The organism is Paenibacillus xylaniclasticus, from assembly GCF_004001065.1.
In the GTDB taxonomy this organism is placed as follows: domain Bacteria; phylum Bacillota; class Bacilli; order Paenibacillales; family Paenibacillaceae; genus Paenibacillus_T; species Paenibacillus_T xylaniclasticus.
Window position 1 is genome coordinate 23,585 of the sequence record NZ_BIML01000035.1, and the last position, 16,452, is coordinate 40,036.

Below are 16,452 nucleotides of genomic sequence, written 5' to 3' on the forward strand. Positions count from 1 at the left end.
ATTCGATATGAGGCAGGGACTCATGGGTAACTGCTTGTCCCTAGCAGTTACCTCATGTGCCATTATCGCTTGCTATGACCAGCTTCATCGCGTTGCAGCGACTGCAGCTGTATTCTATACAGTGTCGTAAAGGGCACCTTTCACAACCACGAAGAAAAAAATTAGCATTATAAAATAAAAAACCATCGTTCGCACTGAACGATGATTTTGGTTCGGGATTATATTCATTCACCTAACTACTCTCTAGCTGCTCCTCCTCCAGCAAAATAATCTCTTCTCCCTGCTGCTGCCTTCTTCTTTCGGGGCTTAAGAGCCTGCAGCAAAGCCCTGAACCGGCAAAATTCCCACCAATAAAAGAAGTGCCAGCAAAAAGACAAAACCACGTTTCATTCGAACGACCATTCCTTTCGACTTTCATTCCGGTAACAGTGAAAGTCTCCCATTTTTTAAGAATATCAATACTAATCCGAACATGATCAAAGTTCATAGCGAGCATATGGGATATTATACTTTGTAATAGGAGAGGCTTAATAGGGGTTAGAAAATAAAGACGGAAAAAGGCATCGACCATAAGTAAAATAAGGGACGCTAGAACCATCCTTGTGAAGGATAGCCCTTTCGTTCTCTCTAAGAGTCAATTCTAATCCTATATCTGCGCTACTTTACCGCTGTTAATTTAATTACTTCCATTAGGTTCGCTTTCTTATTGGTTCCTTCGTGGTAAAGCAGATCATCCTTTATATGGTCTATATAAAGAATCCCATTCAAATGATCTATTTCGTGTTGCATGCATCTTGCAAGTAGGCCTTCGCCTTGAATTATCGTTTCTGCTCCCGATCGCGTTAAACTTTTTACCTTTACGGATTGACATCTCTTCACAATCCCTACGTAGCCGGGATAGGATAAACATCCTTCTGGTCCAATTTGTTCACCACTTTGATAAATGATTTCAGGATTAATTAACTCAATTAACCCTTCTCCACAATCCATAACAATAACTCTTCTCAGAATCCCGACTTGAGGTGCAGCTAAGCCTGCACGGCCATCTGAAGCATAGAGTGTCTCAGCCATATCATCAAGAAGCTTTATTAGTTTTGGAGTAATGTTTTCAACTGGTTTAGCAATCTTTCTGAGAATTGGGTCGCCAAACGGTAAAATATTTTTTATAGCCATTATTGTTAACCCCCTTTTATTTGTGCGGATGAGGTATGAGGGGTATGAACCCATAAATCATTTGGTGTACATTCTAAGGCTGTGCATAGTGCATCAAGAGTTTCCGCTTTCATTTGCTTCGGATTTCCTGATAATAAAGCGCTTATGGAAGGTGCGGAAAGGCTATAGTTCGCTTTTTCTTTTAAAAGACGTACCAAGGCAGCGCCTGACCATATGCCCCTGTCAGCCATCACCTTTCTTAGCATCCATTCGAGCAAGTCGAACACCCCTTCGGTTTATTAGCCGATACTTAATAAAATTAGGTCTCGCCTAATTAAATTAGCATTAAATGGTTTAATTTGCAACTCTTACTTCTCTCAGCATAAAAATTGAGCAGGAAGCCAAGCCCCTGCTCATCATCAACTACCTATCTCTTCTCAGCGGCATCAACCGTATGCTTCAACAATGTAGCAATTGTCACTGGACCAACTCCAGCAGGAACAGGAGTAATGGCCGAAGCAAACGGGAGACATGCCTCGTAGTCCACATCTCCAATATTCCCAGGGTTATATCCAGCATCTAGGATGACAGCCCCTGGCTTGATCCAGTCACCCTGAACGAATTTGGGCTTCCCTACTGCAGCAACGACAATATCCGCCGATCGATTAGCTTTCATAGATAACATCCCCCTCATCTTAAAGTTCAGAAAACAAAAAGAGGCAAGGAGAAAAATCCCCTTACCTCTGCCCAGGTGATCGGCTGTATGAAGTATGTGCTCCACCGTGGTACTCCACGTCTCGCCAGTAACACATACCAAACGGTTAATTGTATTTTGTCAGAAGCATACGATAAATACAATATTTAATTTCCTCTCTTCCAACGTCGCAAGAAGTCACTCAAATTTAATTCGTCTTGAACCTGGAAATCGAATTATTCAAGTCCTCTGCCAATACAGCCAAGGCTTGTGATGTCGCTGCAGTTTCTTGTGCCGCGGACGCAGAGCTCAATGATGCTTCAGAAATACTTGAAATGGATTTCGTAATTTCAGTTGTTTGGGCCGCCTGTTCTTCGCATGCTGCGGCGATCTCGGATACTTTGGATTCGGTTTGTTGAATGAGGGAAATAATTTGCGTAAAGCCGACTCCCATATTTTTAGTCTTCTCAGTTCCAGCCAAGACGGATGTCACACTGAGACTCATGTTATCCTGCATCTGCTTGATAATCGATGTAATCTGTCTTGTTGCTTCAGTGCTTCGTTCAGCCAGCTTACGAACCTCAGACGCCACGACCGCAAAGCCCTTGCCTTGATCCCCCGCTCTTGCCGCTTCAATTGCTGCATTGAGGGAAAGGAGATTCGTCTGGTCCGCAATATTGCTAATCACTTCAATAATATCCCCAATTCGAGCAGAATCCTCTTCTAATCGAGATACTTGAGCATTCACAACGGACATACCGTCAATCGTCTCTTCTACGAGCTTCTCACCCGCTTTAGCAACGCTAACTGTATTGGCAGCGATCGAGACCGCTTCTTCAGCTCCAGCAGCTACCGCATCTATTGCTTCAGAAAACTCCTCGAATAATTTCTGCATCGAGTGTGTCGCGCTCGCTTGAGATGCACTACTGCTGGCTACTTCTTCTGTAGTTGCCGATATTTCCTCTGAGGAGGATGCCAGATTTTGCGAGGCATCAGACAGGTTGTGTACTAGATTACGTAAATTATTCGTCATCGCATTTACAGCCAGCGTCATATCTCCCAGCTCGTCATTGGTAATGACATCAATCTCATCTCGCAGATCACCTTCTGCCACTTTACTGACCGAGCTTACCACTCTTCTCAAAGGCGTGTATATCGACTTCAGCAGGTAGTAAATGACGACTGCTCCTACAACAGCGACCCCTAGTATTAAGAACACGGCGGTATATAGAATCTGGCTTGCTGAATCTTTAATTTCCATTGGATCTATCTCAGCAATAATCTTCCAGCCTGTTTCTGGATTGGTGATAAAACGCGCCTTTTTTTCAACCCCGTCAACTGCATACGAGATTTGACCACTTTCTTTGGAGTAGACTTCCGGCAGGTAAGAGCTTGTATTCTCCTCTCCAGGACTTATTGTAGGGTGCAATAAATACTTTTGATTTTTATCGAGGACAAAGACATACCCATTTTCCCCTATTTTCACCCTGGACAACTCTTCCCATAAACTGCCGATATTAATAATAGCGCCTACAGTAAAGGAGCCATCTACGGACATCTTCGCCGCAGTCATGATACTCTCGCCCTTTGTGTTAACCTTGGGCGTCGGCTCCGATATTATCGTACTACCTTTGGATGCTAATGCATCAATGTACCAAGATCGCTTAGTAACGTCCGCATTTCGAGTAGCATCAGTGGCAGGATAAGCATTCATTCTAAGGGAGCTGTCGATGTAGAAACCGGTTTCAACCATCGGGTTTAACTCCGTATATTGTTTGGTTAGCCAATATCTACTACTTTCATCCGGTGTATTTCTTGTTTCCTCTTCAATGTAATCCAAAGAAGATATTGTGCTTTCAATAACGTCTTGTATAGACGCGTTGACTGCGGATGCTCCATTCCCGGCAGTTTGAAACATCTGTTTTGTAATTTCTTCCTCTGCCTTTTGGTAAGCTGAGTATCCTAAACTCACACAAGGTACTAAAAGAATTGCGAGAGAATAAACAATCAATCTAAAACGAATCGTAATACGACGTTTTTTTAACATGTTGTTCACCTTTTCTCTTAGAAGTTGGATATGTAAGTGAGGTGACCAAGAATTCGACCTCTAACGTGGTGTATACAACGACGATGTCTATTCAGGTCTATTAGTTAGCTTACATTTAATCCACAAGTTCCACGATTGTCATGCTGATTGATAAAAACCTGCAAATTATCATTCATCCCGGAGTCATTCGACGAAGTAGTTTCCCCCCATCCATGTTGTCTCTTGCAATCGAAACTTCGTAAACATATCCTTCATACATACTGCTTATTCAAATATTCTTATAAAAATATTATTATAAAAATATTTTTATAAGAATATAATAATTCAATATTGTATCAGTTGTCATCCATATTCTTCTATACATTAATAATTTTATTACTGCTTTAAAAATTTAAACCAATTCGATCCGTTGCAGCGAAACATCCGACATTGGATACCCTCCGTTGCTCCGCACGGTTTATAACGTAAATTTAAAGAGCACCCTGTTGGGGTGCTCTTTCTGAACTTTGTAGGCTGGGTTAGCGACCGCCGTGCTTTTCTTTTGCTTTTAGGATTTTTAATTCCCGTTTGCGCTCCAACTTAGCTACAAGCTGTTGTTTGGTAAGAGTCTTTCTCTCCCGCTTCCGCTTTTCTAACTCCAACCGAATAGCTTCTTGCGCATAAGAGGAAACACCCTTATTCGATTTGCATCATGTCTTGGGTTCCAGGGAGGATAGAGCCTTCATGCGTCTGGACTGCCAACCAGACCATGTTTTCTCGTTCCGACAAAATTATATCTTGTTACCATAGTTCTATCAATTAGATCGAATGTGTAGATAAACTCCATCAGTATATAGACAACAACCACTCCGTAATGGAGTGGTTGTTAAATAGAACCTCACTTTAACTGTTCCCCGGATACGGAGGAAGATGCAGCCGTTACTCTATTACGCCCGAGAGCTTTGGACACGTATAGCCGCTCGTCGGATACCGTCACGAGTTCCTTCTCGTCACGAATCTGATCGGCCTTTCGTTCCGCGCAGCCTATACTCACCGTCACAATCCCATGACCTCTACCTAAGTTCTCCATTCTCTCATCTTCAACGGTGCGACGAATTTCTTCAGCTATTCGCTGTGATGCTTGCAGGCTGTAACCCGGTAAAATAACCGCGAACTCTTCCCCGCCATATCGTGCAAATGTCACGTCATCGGGAAGCAGCCGCTTAACTAATTGTGCAATACGAATGAGCAGATCGTCCCCGTGTACATGACCATAATAATCGTTATATTTTTTATATTCATCAATATCTAGCATAATTAAGCTTAGGCATTCATTATGTCGGGCAGCTGTTACGAAATTTTCTGAGATCGTCTCATTAAACTTATGTCGGTTGTAAATACCTGTTAACGAATCGAGATTCACTAACCTTTTCAGTTCCTCATTTGCCTGATTCAACTGCAAGGTCCGCTCTTTCACCAGCTCATCCAGCTTACTGTTGAGAACCTTTAATTTGTCCACATGTTGTACATAGTTTCTACATAGCGAGAATAATACAAGCAATACATTGATCATAATCATCGGATTCGCTATGGGCGGAGAATAGATTATACCGAGTGCACTAAAATACTCACCAATATACCCTATAATAACGAACAATATTCCGAGCAATAATGACTTGGCCAATTCAAGCTTCAATTTTAGCGCCTTGAACATAATCCAAATGTTGTAGAGAATGAATAACAGCGCGAAAGGAAACACACCGAAGAACAGCTTCTGAAACAATTTGGGCTCTGTAAATGTTGCAAGAACAGCAATGGATAAAAAGACGATCAGATTGGCATGTATAATCCATTTCGAGAACAACTTATTATATAAGAAATAAATAAAGAGAGCATACAGGGCAAAAGAAACAGATGTCGATATATACTCGATTCTTGTAGCCAATTCATATGAAAGAGACAAGGGCAAATCGTTGTACAAATACGGCACGGTTACTACTCCGCGGATCGCGATGCCAATGGCAAACAAACCAAACGTTAAAAACAATTTCTCGTGGCGATTCATCAGACCAATCATTAACGTCGCTATTCCTACTAGAGAAATAATCGTCAAGACGCATATCGTCAGATACCGCCCCAATTGATAGTTACGCTCAATCGTCTCCAAATCCCCAATGGCCGGAGCCGCTGAGAATCCACCTCGTATATGGTCATAACTCGATACCTGAATGGCAATTTCAACCGTGGACGAGGTCGGAGTAAAAGGAACGATGACCGTCCTTAAAACAGTCTCATGCTCACTGGCGTTCGTCCCAACCTTTCCAATCTCCTTCAGCTTCTTCCCATCGATAAAAATGGCGACCGCACTATAAACATGCGGCAGTTTAAATCCTAATTGTTGATTGACCATATTTTCGGGGATCTTCACTTTTTTGATAAAGGTACCGTATGTATTGGCAGGGAAATCCAGATCATCGAACTGTACCGGCAATTGTACAAGCGGCACATTACCTGATGACGCCGAAGCCCCTGTAATCAACTGCTCATGATAAAATAGCCAGCCATCTTTCACTTTTTCTTGATAGGCGGCGGCCGATGCATGCATAGGAATGAATCCTACACACCCCATGATGAATACAAGTATGATTAGCCATTTCGTTCTCAATAAGCTCGCCCTCTATCTAGCTGCTGAACAACTTTATTTAATTGTTATCCATAGTATACATATAGTATTAGAATAGTACTTAATTATAACTAATGCTAGTACATGATTAGGTTGAATTCAAATTATGATGATTTTATTCGCGGGCAAGGTAAATATATAGGACTGTATTGTTCTTTTTAATCAATTATTAACTTATTTTACCTATAAACAACTAATAACAAGCCCCTTCTACATATACTTAAGCATAAACTACAGTTTGACCGCAAAAAATATATCCGTATACAAACAAAATCACTCTTTACAATGCAGTAGAGGCCACCCCTTGCGGAATGGCCCTGATATTCGCTCCCTAACAAAAAAATCGCCCGACTGGGCGACGCTAGAGGTTATTAGATAATACCGCCATACGATATTATACTTCTACAATTGTAAAAATATCCGAAATACCCGCTCTACGTGAAAGGCGTGATAATTGTAATTTTAAAGTGTTGTTCGATTTGATACTGGCATTAATCTTCTTAAATCCAGTTGCTTTATACATTCTCATCACTTCTTCCAGATTCTCAGCCATATCAGGCGTAAGAACCTGCATACTTGTGCAATCTGCCTCTAATGTATACTCTGTGGGGTTAATCGACTTCATCTTGTGGGTGTACTCCGTCACAAACAACTGTGCGACTTCCATCGTTACTTTGGGCATTACACTGAAAGAAACCACTCTATTCGTGTTATCGACTTGGATCTTGATGCTATCGGTCCGCTCTTAAAGAGCCGCCGTTGTAGTTTCAGGTGCAGTATCGAAGCTTCAGTTAAGTCGTACAGCTAGACAAGCAGAGCATTCCACAGAAAGTCATTTTAGTACTTATGAAGAAGCACTTGCGTTTTTAAAGGGTACGAATTAGAAATATACACCTAACGGCTATGGAGACTGTCGCCAAAGTTTAAGAGACTTTGGCGGCAGTTTTTTATTATCTACTATTACCACTTCGATGTCGAAGGGCAATGGCAGTGTAGTATCTCCGCCAGAATAAACGGTGCTGCGTGCTTTTGTATACCATATTTGTGAACCAGACCTAGCTCCCTTTGTCGAGGGGTTTGTTTTTTTCAGGATTTGATTGTTAAATTACAACACCATTGATTGACAATAATGTGCTTTCTGTATATTCTGTGTATGTATGTAATACACAGTTGTGCTTCATGGAGGTCACATGAAAATTATTATTTCCAATACGTCCGATCCACCAATCTATCAGCAAATCAAAAATCAAATAAAAGATGCCATCATTCTTGGCGAGTTAAAGGAAGGAGAAATGTTACCTTCTATTCGTGCATTGGCGAGTGATTTACATGTTAGTGTGCTAACAACCCGAAGGGTATACGATGAGCTTGAATCGGAAGGATTTATTACGACCAAAGCGGGCAAAGGATCATTCGTTGCGAAAGAAAACTTCGAACTGCTTCTAGAGTCCAAACGGCGCATGGTTGAAGTTAAATTAATTGAGGCTTGGGAATCTGCCCGCTTGCTTGGCATAAGTAAAAGCGAGCTTTATGCTATGATGGACCTGCTTTTTGAGGAGGACGAAGAATGAAGCCGATATTGGAAGTAAACGGTTTGAAAAAGCACTTGGGAAATTTCCAATTGGATGACGTTAGCTTCTCTTTAACCGAAGGCTGTATTAATGGATTCATTGGCGTTAACGGCGCTGGTAAACAACAACAATCAAGCTGATACTTGGATTAATTTCGAAAGATGCTGGAGAAATAAAGTTTTTTGGAGAGGATATCCAAAGAAACGAACGGGAGTTCAAAAACCGGATCGGCATTGTATTGGATGAAGGTTATTTCTATGATGGGCTAACATTGCTGGAAATGAAGAGCGTTATCGCGCCAGCCTATTCCAATTGGGATAACGCTCTGTTCAACCATCATATCGAACGGTTTGGGTTGCAGTTGAATCAAAAAATAGGAACGTTGTCCAAAGGTATGCGCATGAAGTTTGCAATTGCATTGGCTATTTCCCATCATGCAGATCTATTAATTATGGATGAGCCAACAAGTGGGCTTGATCCCCAGGTTAGACTTGAGCTGATGGACATTTTACTTGACTACGTGAAAGATGGGAAAAGCGTTTTCTTATCTTCTCATATAACTTCTGACTTGGATAAGGTTGCTGACACTTTGATATTAATTGATAAGGGTCGAATTGTGTTCAATGAAGAGAAAGATGTCCTGTTGGATAGGCATGGACTTGTTAAAGGGGACACAAAGCAACTGAATAACCTGACAAGAAACATGTTCTTAACTTTGCATGAAACACAATATGGCTTTTCCGGATTAACTGATGATAAGGCATCTGTCCGTCTACAAATGAAAAATGTACTCATGGAAAGACCGACAATCGAAGATATTATGTTGGGCTACATCGGGAGGTGACCAAGATGATCTTGCATCTTGTGAAGAAGGATTTCTTGCTCGCGAAAAGGTATTGGTTCGTCATGCTGATTGCAGCAATTGCGTTACCCGTCTTTATCCATAGGAAGATAACGTTTTTCTCTGAAGCAGGGTTTCTGCCTTTCTTTCTTAGCTCTCTGTACATCATCTTCTTATTGTTCAGTACGGTTTCGATGATGGAAGACAAGTACAGAGGGGCAGCGCATCTTTGTGCAACTCCTTACATGAGAAATGCTATCGTTAGATCGAAGTACCTTTTTATTATTGCCATTTTTGTTGGATGCTACATCATATATACTCTTACCGCTCTATTCAGTCCCATTAAGATCAGCATGCTTAGCCTATCTGACATTGGACAAGCATTCTTTATTATAACCATCGTTTTTGGTGTGATCATCCCGGTTCAATATCGGTTTGGTTATGACAAATCCAGATACATCTTATTCTTTTTGATATTCTTGACGCCCTTCGTATTGCCGAGTATTGTGAAGCTGCTACAAAATAACGGAGTCACAGTTGGGGACCTGCTCTCTTATCCACAATCAGTAACGGGATTATTACTTGTATTGATAGCTCTTATTGTCGGGTTCATATCACTAAGAATATCGACTCGGATCTATTCTAATACAAGCTTATGATTTAAGTTGTACACCTAAACTCCCCTGTGCCATGTTGTTTGGGTAAAGTCCTTGGCTGTATGACATTTGTGTTCCCTTTGTAGATTTCCGCGTATACAGCCAGCCTCTACTTCACGCTTTTACTTCATACAACTTTAAGATAAAGACAGCTGCCACAGTAAAGAATGATACGACTAACAAAACAAGCCCGAGCCCTCTCTGCCCAGCTGCATACAAAGATGCCGAGGCTAGAACGAACACAACAAGCTTTAATGCCGCTTGTACGGGAGATGAGAAAACAGGTACTGCAGCCTTCGGGGAAAGAAACATCCCCCATAGAATGGCAACGGTCAGCGGCAAAGCGATTGCCAATATAAATTTAATGGCTGCCCCTGACTTGATATGGTAACCATAATATCCGAAGGCCACCAAAGCGACTATCTCTAACAGAAAAAATACAGCGAGGATACTACCACTAATCAAGCTCGTCTCCATTCACCTCCGGTATCAGTACCTATATTTGAATATTATCTATAAACCGATAATATATTCGATTGATGTATTCGACATTCCTCGCCATTAATCCTTTACTGTCAAAATTCCCATTCGTACATCCCCTGTGGCAAAGACGCAAGCTGTACAGGATTCATCATCATAAGATTGGAAATACGGGCAGCGAAACGTTAACAGTATTCCTACCAGGGTATTCGTAGAGCTTACAGATCGAAATAATGCTCGTCAATAAGGACTGTCGTATCGCCTTCGATACCGTTGGCATTGTCAGTTCAGAGACTTTCTTAAATTTACTATCCTTGAATCCTATCCAAACAGCAAAGTCCTCTAACAACTGAGTCAGTTCAATCTGAATGAGACTAACATATTGAGTTTACTGACTGGTTTCATTGGTCACCTTGTTCATTCTCCCTTTACCCTCAATTCCTTCTGACGCCCCTACGAATTGTCCCGTCAATCGTCTGGACAACCATTCAACAACAGCAGCTTTCATCATGAAAGAAGAACGATATGAATACGTTCATCAAGTTATGTATCGAGTACTTTGGATATTGATACTATTGTAATAGAAAGTAATTGAGGAGAAATTAATGAAACTTCAAAGTGGAGATTCCGGAGGATGGTGATTGGTTTGAATTCAGAACAGCATGAGATGGGCAGCATTAAGCTGTCGTTGGATCGGAGCTTGCTTGACCTACCCTATGCCTACCGCTATCTGCATGACCATATGTACTGGGCAAAGTCGCTTACTTTCGATGCCTTCCAACGGGCTGTGACCAATTCAGCTGTTGTGGTTGGTGCGTACGATTCTGCAAAGAATGAACAGTTGGTCGGATTCTCACGTGTTGTCTCAGACTTGGCGACCTTTGCCTATTTGACCGACGTATTCATCGTAGAACAATACCGTTGCCGAGGTCTCAGCAGAAAGATGTTAGAGATGATCATCCATCACCCCGACCTGCAAGGCCTGCGACGCTTCCTGCTCGTAACTGAAGATGCCCATGGACTATACGCCAAATTCGGCTTCGAGCCTCTTCATGACGGGGCAAACTGGATGCAAATATACAATGGATAATAAGCCCTTTAACTTCTGAAATCAATCAAGCGTCCAAAAAAGGCCGTTGAAAACATTCACAGCGGCCTTGCATCCTATCAACTTCACATTCAATTACCAATGGGCTTGTAGTTTGTTTTCACTCGGATCAAAAAAGTGAAAATAATAATACCCATCGTCTTCTCACATTTCTTCGACTTCTACACCTCGTTCAATCAAACACTGACGTAGTTGATGGATTCTGGGACTGGTGAACCCAACAGATAACTCTAGAAGTCCATCCTTAGTAAAGTGCCCGCGAGAATCTTTATCTGCCTGCACCAAAACCAACAGCGGCCCCGCCTTTGGCTCCACCACAGCCAAATCTTCTGCCTTCCGACGCAGCGTAAAGCCCAAACACTCTGTGTACCACTGGACGGAAACGTCCATCTACTTAAACTAACTTTTTTTCCTTTTTGTGGATAATTTTTCACATCAATTGAACCCGCCATTTACACGAATCGTCTGCCCTGTTATCCAATGGGCTTTGCCGCTGACGAGCAATTCGATCACATTCGCAATGTCCTCCGGTTCCCCAATTCGTCCGAATGCATTCATTCGACGGTAGGAGTCAATCAACTCCTGCGATTTACCTTCTAGGAATAACTCGGTCGATACTTGCCCTGGCGCGATGCAATTAATCGTGATATCCCTCGTGCCGAATTCCTTTGCTAATTGGCGGGTTAACTGCTCTACTGCACCCTTTGTAGCCGCATAGACGCTATAGGTCGGCAGCATCGCGCCCGACACTGATGTCGAGAAGTTAATAATCGTTCCGCCCTGTTGCATATGCTTCATCGCTTGTTGGCAAGCAAAGTAAGTTCCCTTCACATTAACATCAAATTGACGATCGAACATCTCCTCCGTTACGTCCGTGATGGCCACACATTCCATAATGCCTGCATTATTAACCAGAATGTCTATGTGCCCGAATTGCTCGATTGCCGCCTCAAATAAAGCCTCAACCTCGCTCACTTTGCTTACGTTGCCTTGAACTGCTAACGCTTCGCCGCCTAACTCCTCAATGATTCTGACGAGCTCGTCTGCTTTCTCCCGACTGGAGGCGTAATTAACGATCACCTTAATGCCGGTCTGTGCCAATTGAATGGCCACTTGTCTTCCAATGCCACGTGATGCGCCCGTGACGATTGCTACTTTGCCGCTCGTGCTCATTTGAACCTCTCCTTATTCCTCACTTAGGCCGTATATGATCTGTCGACCATGTAAATTCATTGTAGTACATACTTGAATCAACTCGTTACAACATACCTATTCATTCCTTGCCTAATTCTCTTCCTGCCGCTATGATTAACCTCAAACTACTCCAATGTGGGAAAGGAGCCTTGAGACTTGGGAGAAACACTGCAGCGGTCTTTGCAACAATTGGCTCTTCTTATTCGCCGCCATGCTCCCTCGAGCGGTACACATCCTACGCTCGTGCCTTATCTGCAGCTAATGCATGCCACGGAGCTAACAAAACCACTGGAATCTGTATATAAGCCATCCATTTGCGTCGTTGCACAAGGAGCAAAGACAGCGACTCTATCCAACGAAACCTATCGTTACGATCCTTCGACTTACCTGGTTACTTCTGTTGACCTGCCGATTAACGGAAGAATCACCGAGGCTTCGACTGAGGCTCCCTATTTGGGCATAAAACTAAGCTTTGATACCGACGCCATTCTGGATATTGTAAAAGACATGAATCGTACCGAGTTTATTTCCGATCATACGTTTCCTGGGATAACGGTATCCCGAACGTCTCAAGATTTACTTGAAGCCATCATACGGCTCTTGCAATTACTCGACACACCAAAGGATATCCCTGTGCTGGCACCTCTCATCACCCGTGAAATTCTATATCGAGTTCTTCAAGGCCAACAAAGTAAACATATTCATCAGTTCGCAATCATCGGCAGCCATGCGTATCGAATTGCTCAAGCCATCCAACTGATCACGAAGCAATATGATCAATCACTTTCAATCGAACAGCTTGCCAAATCCGTGAATATGAGCACATCGGCATTTCATAAACATTTTAAGCGCGTAACGACAATGAGCCCGTTGCAATATCAGAAGGCTGTTCGATTGCAAGAGGCTCGACGTTTAATGCTGACGGAATCCTTGCACGCCTCTGATGCAGCATTCCGTGTCGGTTACGAGAGCCCTTCCCAGTTCAGCCGAGAATACTCTCGTAAATATGGGAGACCCCCAATGCTAGATATTCAAAGGCTTCTTGGTTCAACCAAATTACAATAGTCGTGCCCTCCGCCACAGACAAAAAATACCCACAGCCCACACATCTTTATTCAAAGTGCGTGGGCTATGGGTACATAAATTCGAAATTCCGTGTCCGCCTGTCGAATCAACTGTTACCGTATAGCTGTATTCAGGACTCGATAGGAGCGTAAACATCCACAATTATTCGTCCGTCCTCAGGGATTTGCTCAAGACTACTAACCTGCATGCAATAGAAATAGGTAAACATGACCTCGCAATTATATTAAGGTGCATAAAAATGATCTTGGTCCACAACATTGGAAATCTCATTCCGCCTACGCATGAAAGCTTCCTTGGCATGTCCGATTTTGCTGAAATCCCCATGCTTAAAAGACACATTCACTGGCAGGCCAATGAACAATAGTTCAGGTAGATTTTCCCGACTAATCGAAATTCCTTTTGCATTGATCGACACTGAGTTCACTCCTCTCATAATTTAGTTTGCGATCTTTCTTAAGTGCAGCATTGCGGCAAGAATAGATTGGCTTGCGGGTTGTCTTAAATTCCTAATCATAGGTTGTAACTTTCAGAGAACTTTGATATAAAGAAACTAGGATTTATTGGTATGTGTTACTGGCGTAACGTGGAGTACCACGAGGGAGCACATATTATTATTAGGCGTACGCCTGGGCAAAGTATTTGGTCTCACGACCAGATACTTTTATTATTTTAGGGGAGATGATCGTTTGATTCGCTTATTGACGAAGGATGACCAATATAAAGTGGAGTATATTATGGCTGATCACCCCCTCCAATTCCCTAAATTCATTATAGAACAATATCCTAATAGATGGGATGATTTTCTATTAAATCAAGATGTTAAGCATAGTTGTTACATTGTGGCATTAACTGACAATGGACAAATTGTCGGTCATGCTGGCTATATTTATAACGATGAAGTTGGTCTATATGAAATAGTCGGAGTTTGCGTTTCAAAAAATTATCAAAGACAGGGATTAGGAAAGACTTTAATTAATACTATATGCGATAAATTACTTGGGATGGGAGAAGATCAAGTAATTCTTTATACACTAGGCCATGTTGGAAATGAAGACACTCTAACCTTCTATCGTAATATCGGCTTTGAGATGACTAACTTCGAGAAAGACTTCTTTCAAACCGACTATTCACGGGTCACTTTTATGAGGTCGTTAAAGTGAACGATTTATCAAATTTATAATAGGACCGCTTGCTTAAGTCTAAGCTTCGATTCCTACAGTTCGTAATTATCGGCAGCCAGCATAACCTCTATAGAGCAAAATAAAGGACGCCCCTCATCAGGCGTCCTTCGCAGATGCTAGCCAAGTGATTCTAATAATGTCTTCAACTCTGGTTTCAGCTTCAGCACATTCAAGATAATCTGCAGCGCTTCCGCACGTGTAGCGTTGCTCTTTGGTTCGAATTTACCTTCCCCTTTGCCGCTAACGATCCCTGCCTGCGCTTCTGCTTCGATCTCCTTAGCTGCATAAGCACGACTCAAATCATGGAAATGACCTTTCGCCGTATCCTTCTCCAAGTTGCTCAAGTTCACGATACGCGACAGCATGACGACCATCTCTTCACGTGTAACCGTCTGATTCGGTCTGAACGTATCGTCCGGGTAGCCGGTGATGACCCCTGCCGCTACAAGATTCTCAATATCGTCTTTAGCCCAAGAACCGTCAATGTCCTTCAATACCTTACTCGTGCTGCCGCCTTGGATTTGAAACGCACGATTCAGCATCGATGCGAACTCCGCACGAGTGATCGAATTGTTTGGTCTAAACGTGCCATCTGGGTAGCCATTGATGAGCTTCAATCGGACCATAATATCAATTGTCTGCTCTGCCCAATGGCCTTGCGTGTCAGCAAAATCAATTGCGGCGGCTTCTTCCTTGGCTTCTTCTGCTTTGGATGTGAGCGTCTGTATTAAGTCGGCTTCATTCACAATGCTTCGATTAAAAATATCAACCGTCACCGTAGGCTCTGGTGCAACCGGCGTATACTCAGGTATAGAAGGTGTCGATTGTACCGGTACAGCCCGCGGCGTCGCACTCACCTCATTGGATGCTGCGCTGACTTCAGATGGATTCATCGCTTTAACAATAAAATAATAAGTCGTCCCATTCGTTAACCCACCGATGTCATATTGGGTTCCGGTTACAGTGACAATCGCATCCCCATACGTCCCGGAAGTCGTCCCTTGGTAAACGGCATAAGTAACAGACCCTGGAACTTCACTCCAAGTCAACCGCACGGAGCCGTCTCCTGCTTCAGACTTTGCAACCGGAGCTGTTACCCCAGGCCAGGGGAGTGTCACCTTCTGGCTTGTCACCTGTGTTAGATTGCCCGCATCGAATGCAAGCTGCGCCCCCGTCACCCCGGCTGTATTCGTTGCGCCAAGGTCGGTAAAGGTTACGATACCTGCTCTCGCGGTTGCCTTCACTGTTCCGGTCAGCGTCCAATTGCCTGTATCCTTCTTCGATACGGTTACCTCCGTACTGCTGTCGCCCGTGCTCGTATTTCCATACACATCACGGAGCACGATGACGGGCTGCTGAGCGAACACTCCTCCATTGATGGCGGGTCCTGTAATGTCCGTCGTCAACGACATCGAAGCTGCAATTCCCGCTGTTGGCGTGATACTTATCGTATTCGCATCTGGTGCGGTCACATCCGCTACGCTGAAAACGATCGTTTGCGCCGCCGCCTTGTTCAACCTCAAATTTAAGGTGGCTACACCACTTGTAAAGTTGACGCTGATCGTATTTGGGCCTGCCGTTAGGTCCGTCCCATTAACGCTGCCATAGGAGTTATCCGTTGCTTGAGCATAGCCGGAAATCGTCACATTATGCGCTCCGCTAAACGTCGTATCCGTGTTTCCTAACGCATCCTTTACCGTCAACGTAACTGCATTGTCCACTCCAACCGCTGGGATTGTCGAGGCCGCAAGCGCACTGACGATTTGTGCTTTTGCAGGAG

The 16,452-nt window shown here is 43.1% G+C and carries 14 protein-coding genes, 3 pseudogenes and 2 riboswitches; of the genes and pseudogenes, 6 read left to right on the plus strand and 11 right to left on the minus strand.

Annotated features, from left to right (window positions below):
- Positions 1-657: 657 nt before the first annotated feature.
- The 7 genes and pseudogenes from def to PXY01_RS19975 all read right to left on the minus strand — a co-directional run bounded on the left by def (position 658) and on the right by PXY01_RS19975 (position 7,180).
- Positions 658-1,173, minus strand: coding sequence for a peptide deformylase (gene def, locus PXY01_RS19945; RefSeq protein ID WP_127572547.1), 516 nt, complete (start codon positions 1,171-1,173; stop codon positions 658-660).
- 5 nt (positions 1,174-1,178) lie between these two features.
- Positions 1,179-1,430, minus strand: a complete 252-nt coding sequence (locus PXY01_RS19950) for a helix-turn-helix domain-containing protein (RefSeq protein WP_127572549.1) — start codon at positions 1,428-1,430, stop codon at positions 1,179-1,181.
- A gap of 149 nt (positions 1,431-1,579) precedes the next feature.
- Positions 1,580-1,816: pseudogene (locus PXY01_RS19955) on the minus strand (bifunctional 5,10-methylene-tetrahydrofolate dehydrogenase/5,10-methylene-tetrahydrofolate cyclohydrolase); the annotation flags it as partial.
- A 74-nt stretch (positions 1,817-1,890) separates the two neighbouring features.
- Positions 1,891-1,970, minus strand: a riboswitch (ZMP/ZTP riboswitch).
- A gap of 84 nt (positions 1,971-2,054) precedes the next feature.
- Positions 2,055-3,893: a methyl-accepting chemotaxis protein gene (locus PXY01_RS19960; protein ID WP_127572551.1), complete on the minus strand. Its 1,839-nt coding sequence runs from the start codon at positions 3,891-3,893 to the stop codon at positions 2,055-2,057.
- 518 nt (positions 3,894-4,411) lie between these two features.
- Positions 4,412-4,564: pseudogene (locus tag PXY01_RS19965) on the minus strand (DUF2992 family protein); the annotation flags it as partial.
- Positions 4,565-4,770: 206 nt separating this feature from the next.
- Positions 4,771-6,537, minus strand: a complete 1,767-nt coding sequence (locus tag PXY01_RS19970; RefSeq protein WP_127572553.1) for a sensor domain-containing diguanylate cyclase — start codon at positions 6,535-6,537, stop codon at positions 4,771-4,773.
- 412 nt (positions 6,538-6,949) lie between these two features.
- Positions 6,950-7,180 (minus strand): hypothetical protein, encoded by a 231-nt coding sequence (locus PXY01_RS19975; RefSeq protein ID WP_127572555.1) that lies wholly within the window; start codon positions 7,178-7,180, stop codon positions 6,950-6,952.
- 565 nt (positions 7,181-7,745) lie between these two features.
- On the opposite strand from PXY01_RS19975, the gene PXY01_RS19980 reads away from it, so the two are divergent.
- The 3 genes and pseudogenes from PXY01_RS19980 (at position 7,746) to PXY01_RS19990 (ending at position 9,626) form a co-directional block, all read left to right on the plus strand.
- On the plus strand, positions 7,746-8,126 hold the full coding sequence (locus PXY01_RS19980; protein WP_127572557.1) for a GntR family transcriptional regulator: 381 nt from the start codon (positions 7,746-7,748) through the stop codon (positions 8,124-8,126).
- Positions 8,123-8,970: pseudogene (locus PXY01_RS19985) on the plus strand (ABC transporter ATP-binding protein). Before PXY01_RS19980 ends, PXY01_RS19985 begins: the two are co-directional and overlap by 4 nt.
- A 62-nt stretch (positions 8,971-9,032) precedes the next feature.
- Entirely contained in the window at positions 9,033-9,626 is a 594-nt protein-coding gene (locus tag PXY01_RS19990) for an ABC-2 transporter permease (RefSeq protein WP_246028025.1), read from the plus strand.
- A 111-nt stretch (positions 9,627-9,737) separates the two neighbouring features.
- Here PXY01_RS19990 and PXY01_RS19995 read toward each other — a convergent pair whose 3' ends face one another.
- The gene (locus tag PXY01_RS19995; protein ID WP_127572561.1) at positions 9,738-10,100 is read right to left on the minus strand and encodes a YrdB family protein; all 363 of its coding nucleotides are present in this window, start codon (positions 10,098-10,100) and stop codon (positions 9,738-9,740) included.
- A 637-nt stretch (positions 10,101-10,737) separates the two neighbouring features.
- Between PXY01_RS19995 and PXY01_RS20000 the strand changes: the two genes are divergently transcribed.
- Positions 10,738-11,193, plus strand: a complete 456-nt coding sequence (locus tag PXY01_RS20000; protein WP_127572563.1) for a GNAT family N-acetyltransferase — start codon at positions 10,738-10,740, stop codon at positions 11,191-11,193.
- Between the two features lie 453 nt (positions 11,194-11,646).
- Here PXY01_RS20000 and PXY01_RS20005 read toward each other — a convergent pair whose 3' ends face one another.
- Complete coding sequence (locus PXY01_RS20005; protein WP_127572565.1) at positions 11,647-12,384, minus strand: SDR family oxidoreductase; 738 nt, start codon at positions 12,382-12,384, stop codon at positions 11,647-11,649.
- Positions 12,385-12,561: 177 nt separating this feature from the next.
- On the opposite strand from PXY01_RS20005, the gene PXY01_RS20010 reads away from it, so the two are divergent.
- Positions 12,562-13,470 (plus strand): AraC family transcriptional regulator, encoded by a 909-nt coding sequence (locus tag PXY01_RS20010; protein WP_127572567.1) that lies wholly within the window; start codon positions 12,562-12,564, stop codon positions 13,468-13,470.
- Positions 13,471-13,714: 244 nt separating this feature from the next.
- On the opposite strand, the gene PXY01_RS20015 is transcribed toward PXY01_RS20010, so the two are convergent.
- Positions 13,715-13,906 (minus strand): hypothetical protein, encoded by a 192-nt coding sequence (locus tag PXY01_RS20015; protein WP_127572569.1) that lies wholly within the window; start codon positions 13,904-13,906, stop codon positions 13,715-13,717.
- Between the two features lie 144 nt (positions 13,907-14,050).
- A riboswitch (ZMP/ZTP riboswitch) is annotated at positions 14,051-14,130 on the plus strand.
- A 47-nt stretch (positions 14,131-14,177) separates the two neighbouring features.
- On the opposite strand from PXY01_RS20015, the gene PXY01_RS20020 reads away from it, so the two are divergent.
- A complete protein-coding gene (locus PXY01_RS20020) occupies positions 14,178-14,651 on the plus strand; it encodes a GNAT family N-acetyltransferase (protein WP_246028023.1) in 474 nt (157 codons plus the stop codon).
- A 137-nt stretch (positions 14,652-14,788) separates the two neighbouring features.
- On the opposite strand, the gene PXY01_RS20025 is transcribed toward PXY01_RS20020, so the two are convergent.
- On the minus strand, positions 14,789-16,452 hold a 1,664-nt coding region (locus PXY01_RS20025), incomplete at its 5' end, for an S-layer homology domain-containing protein (RefSeq protein ID WP_174721855.1).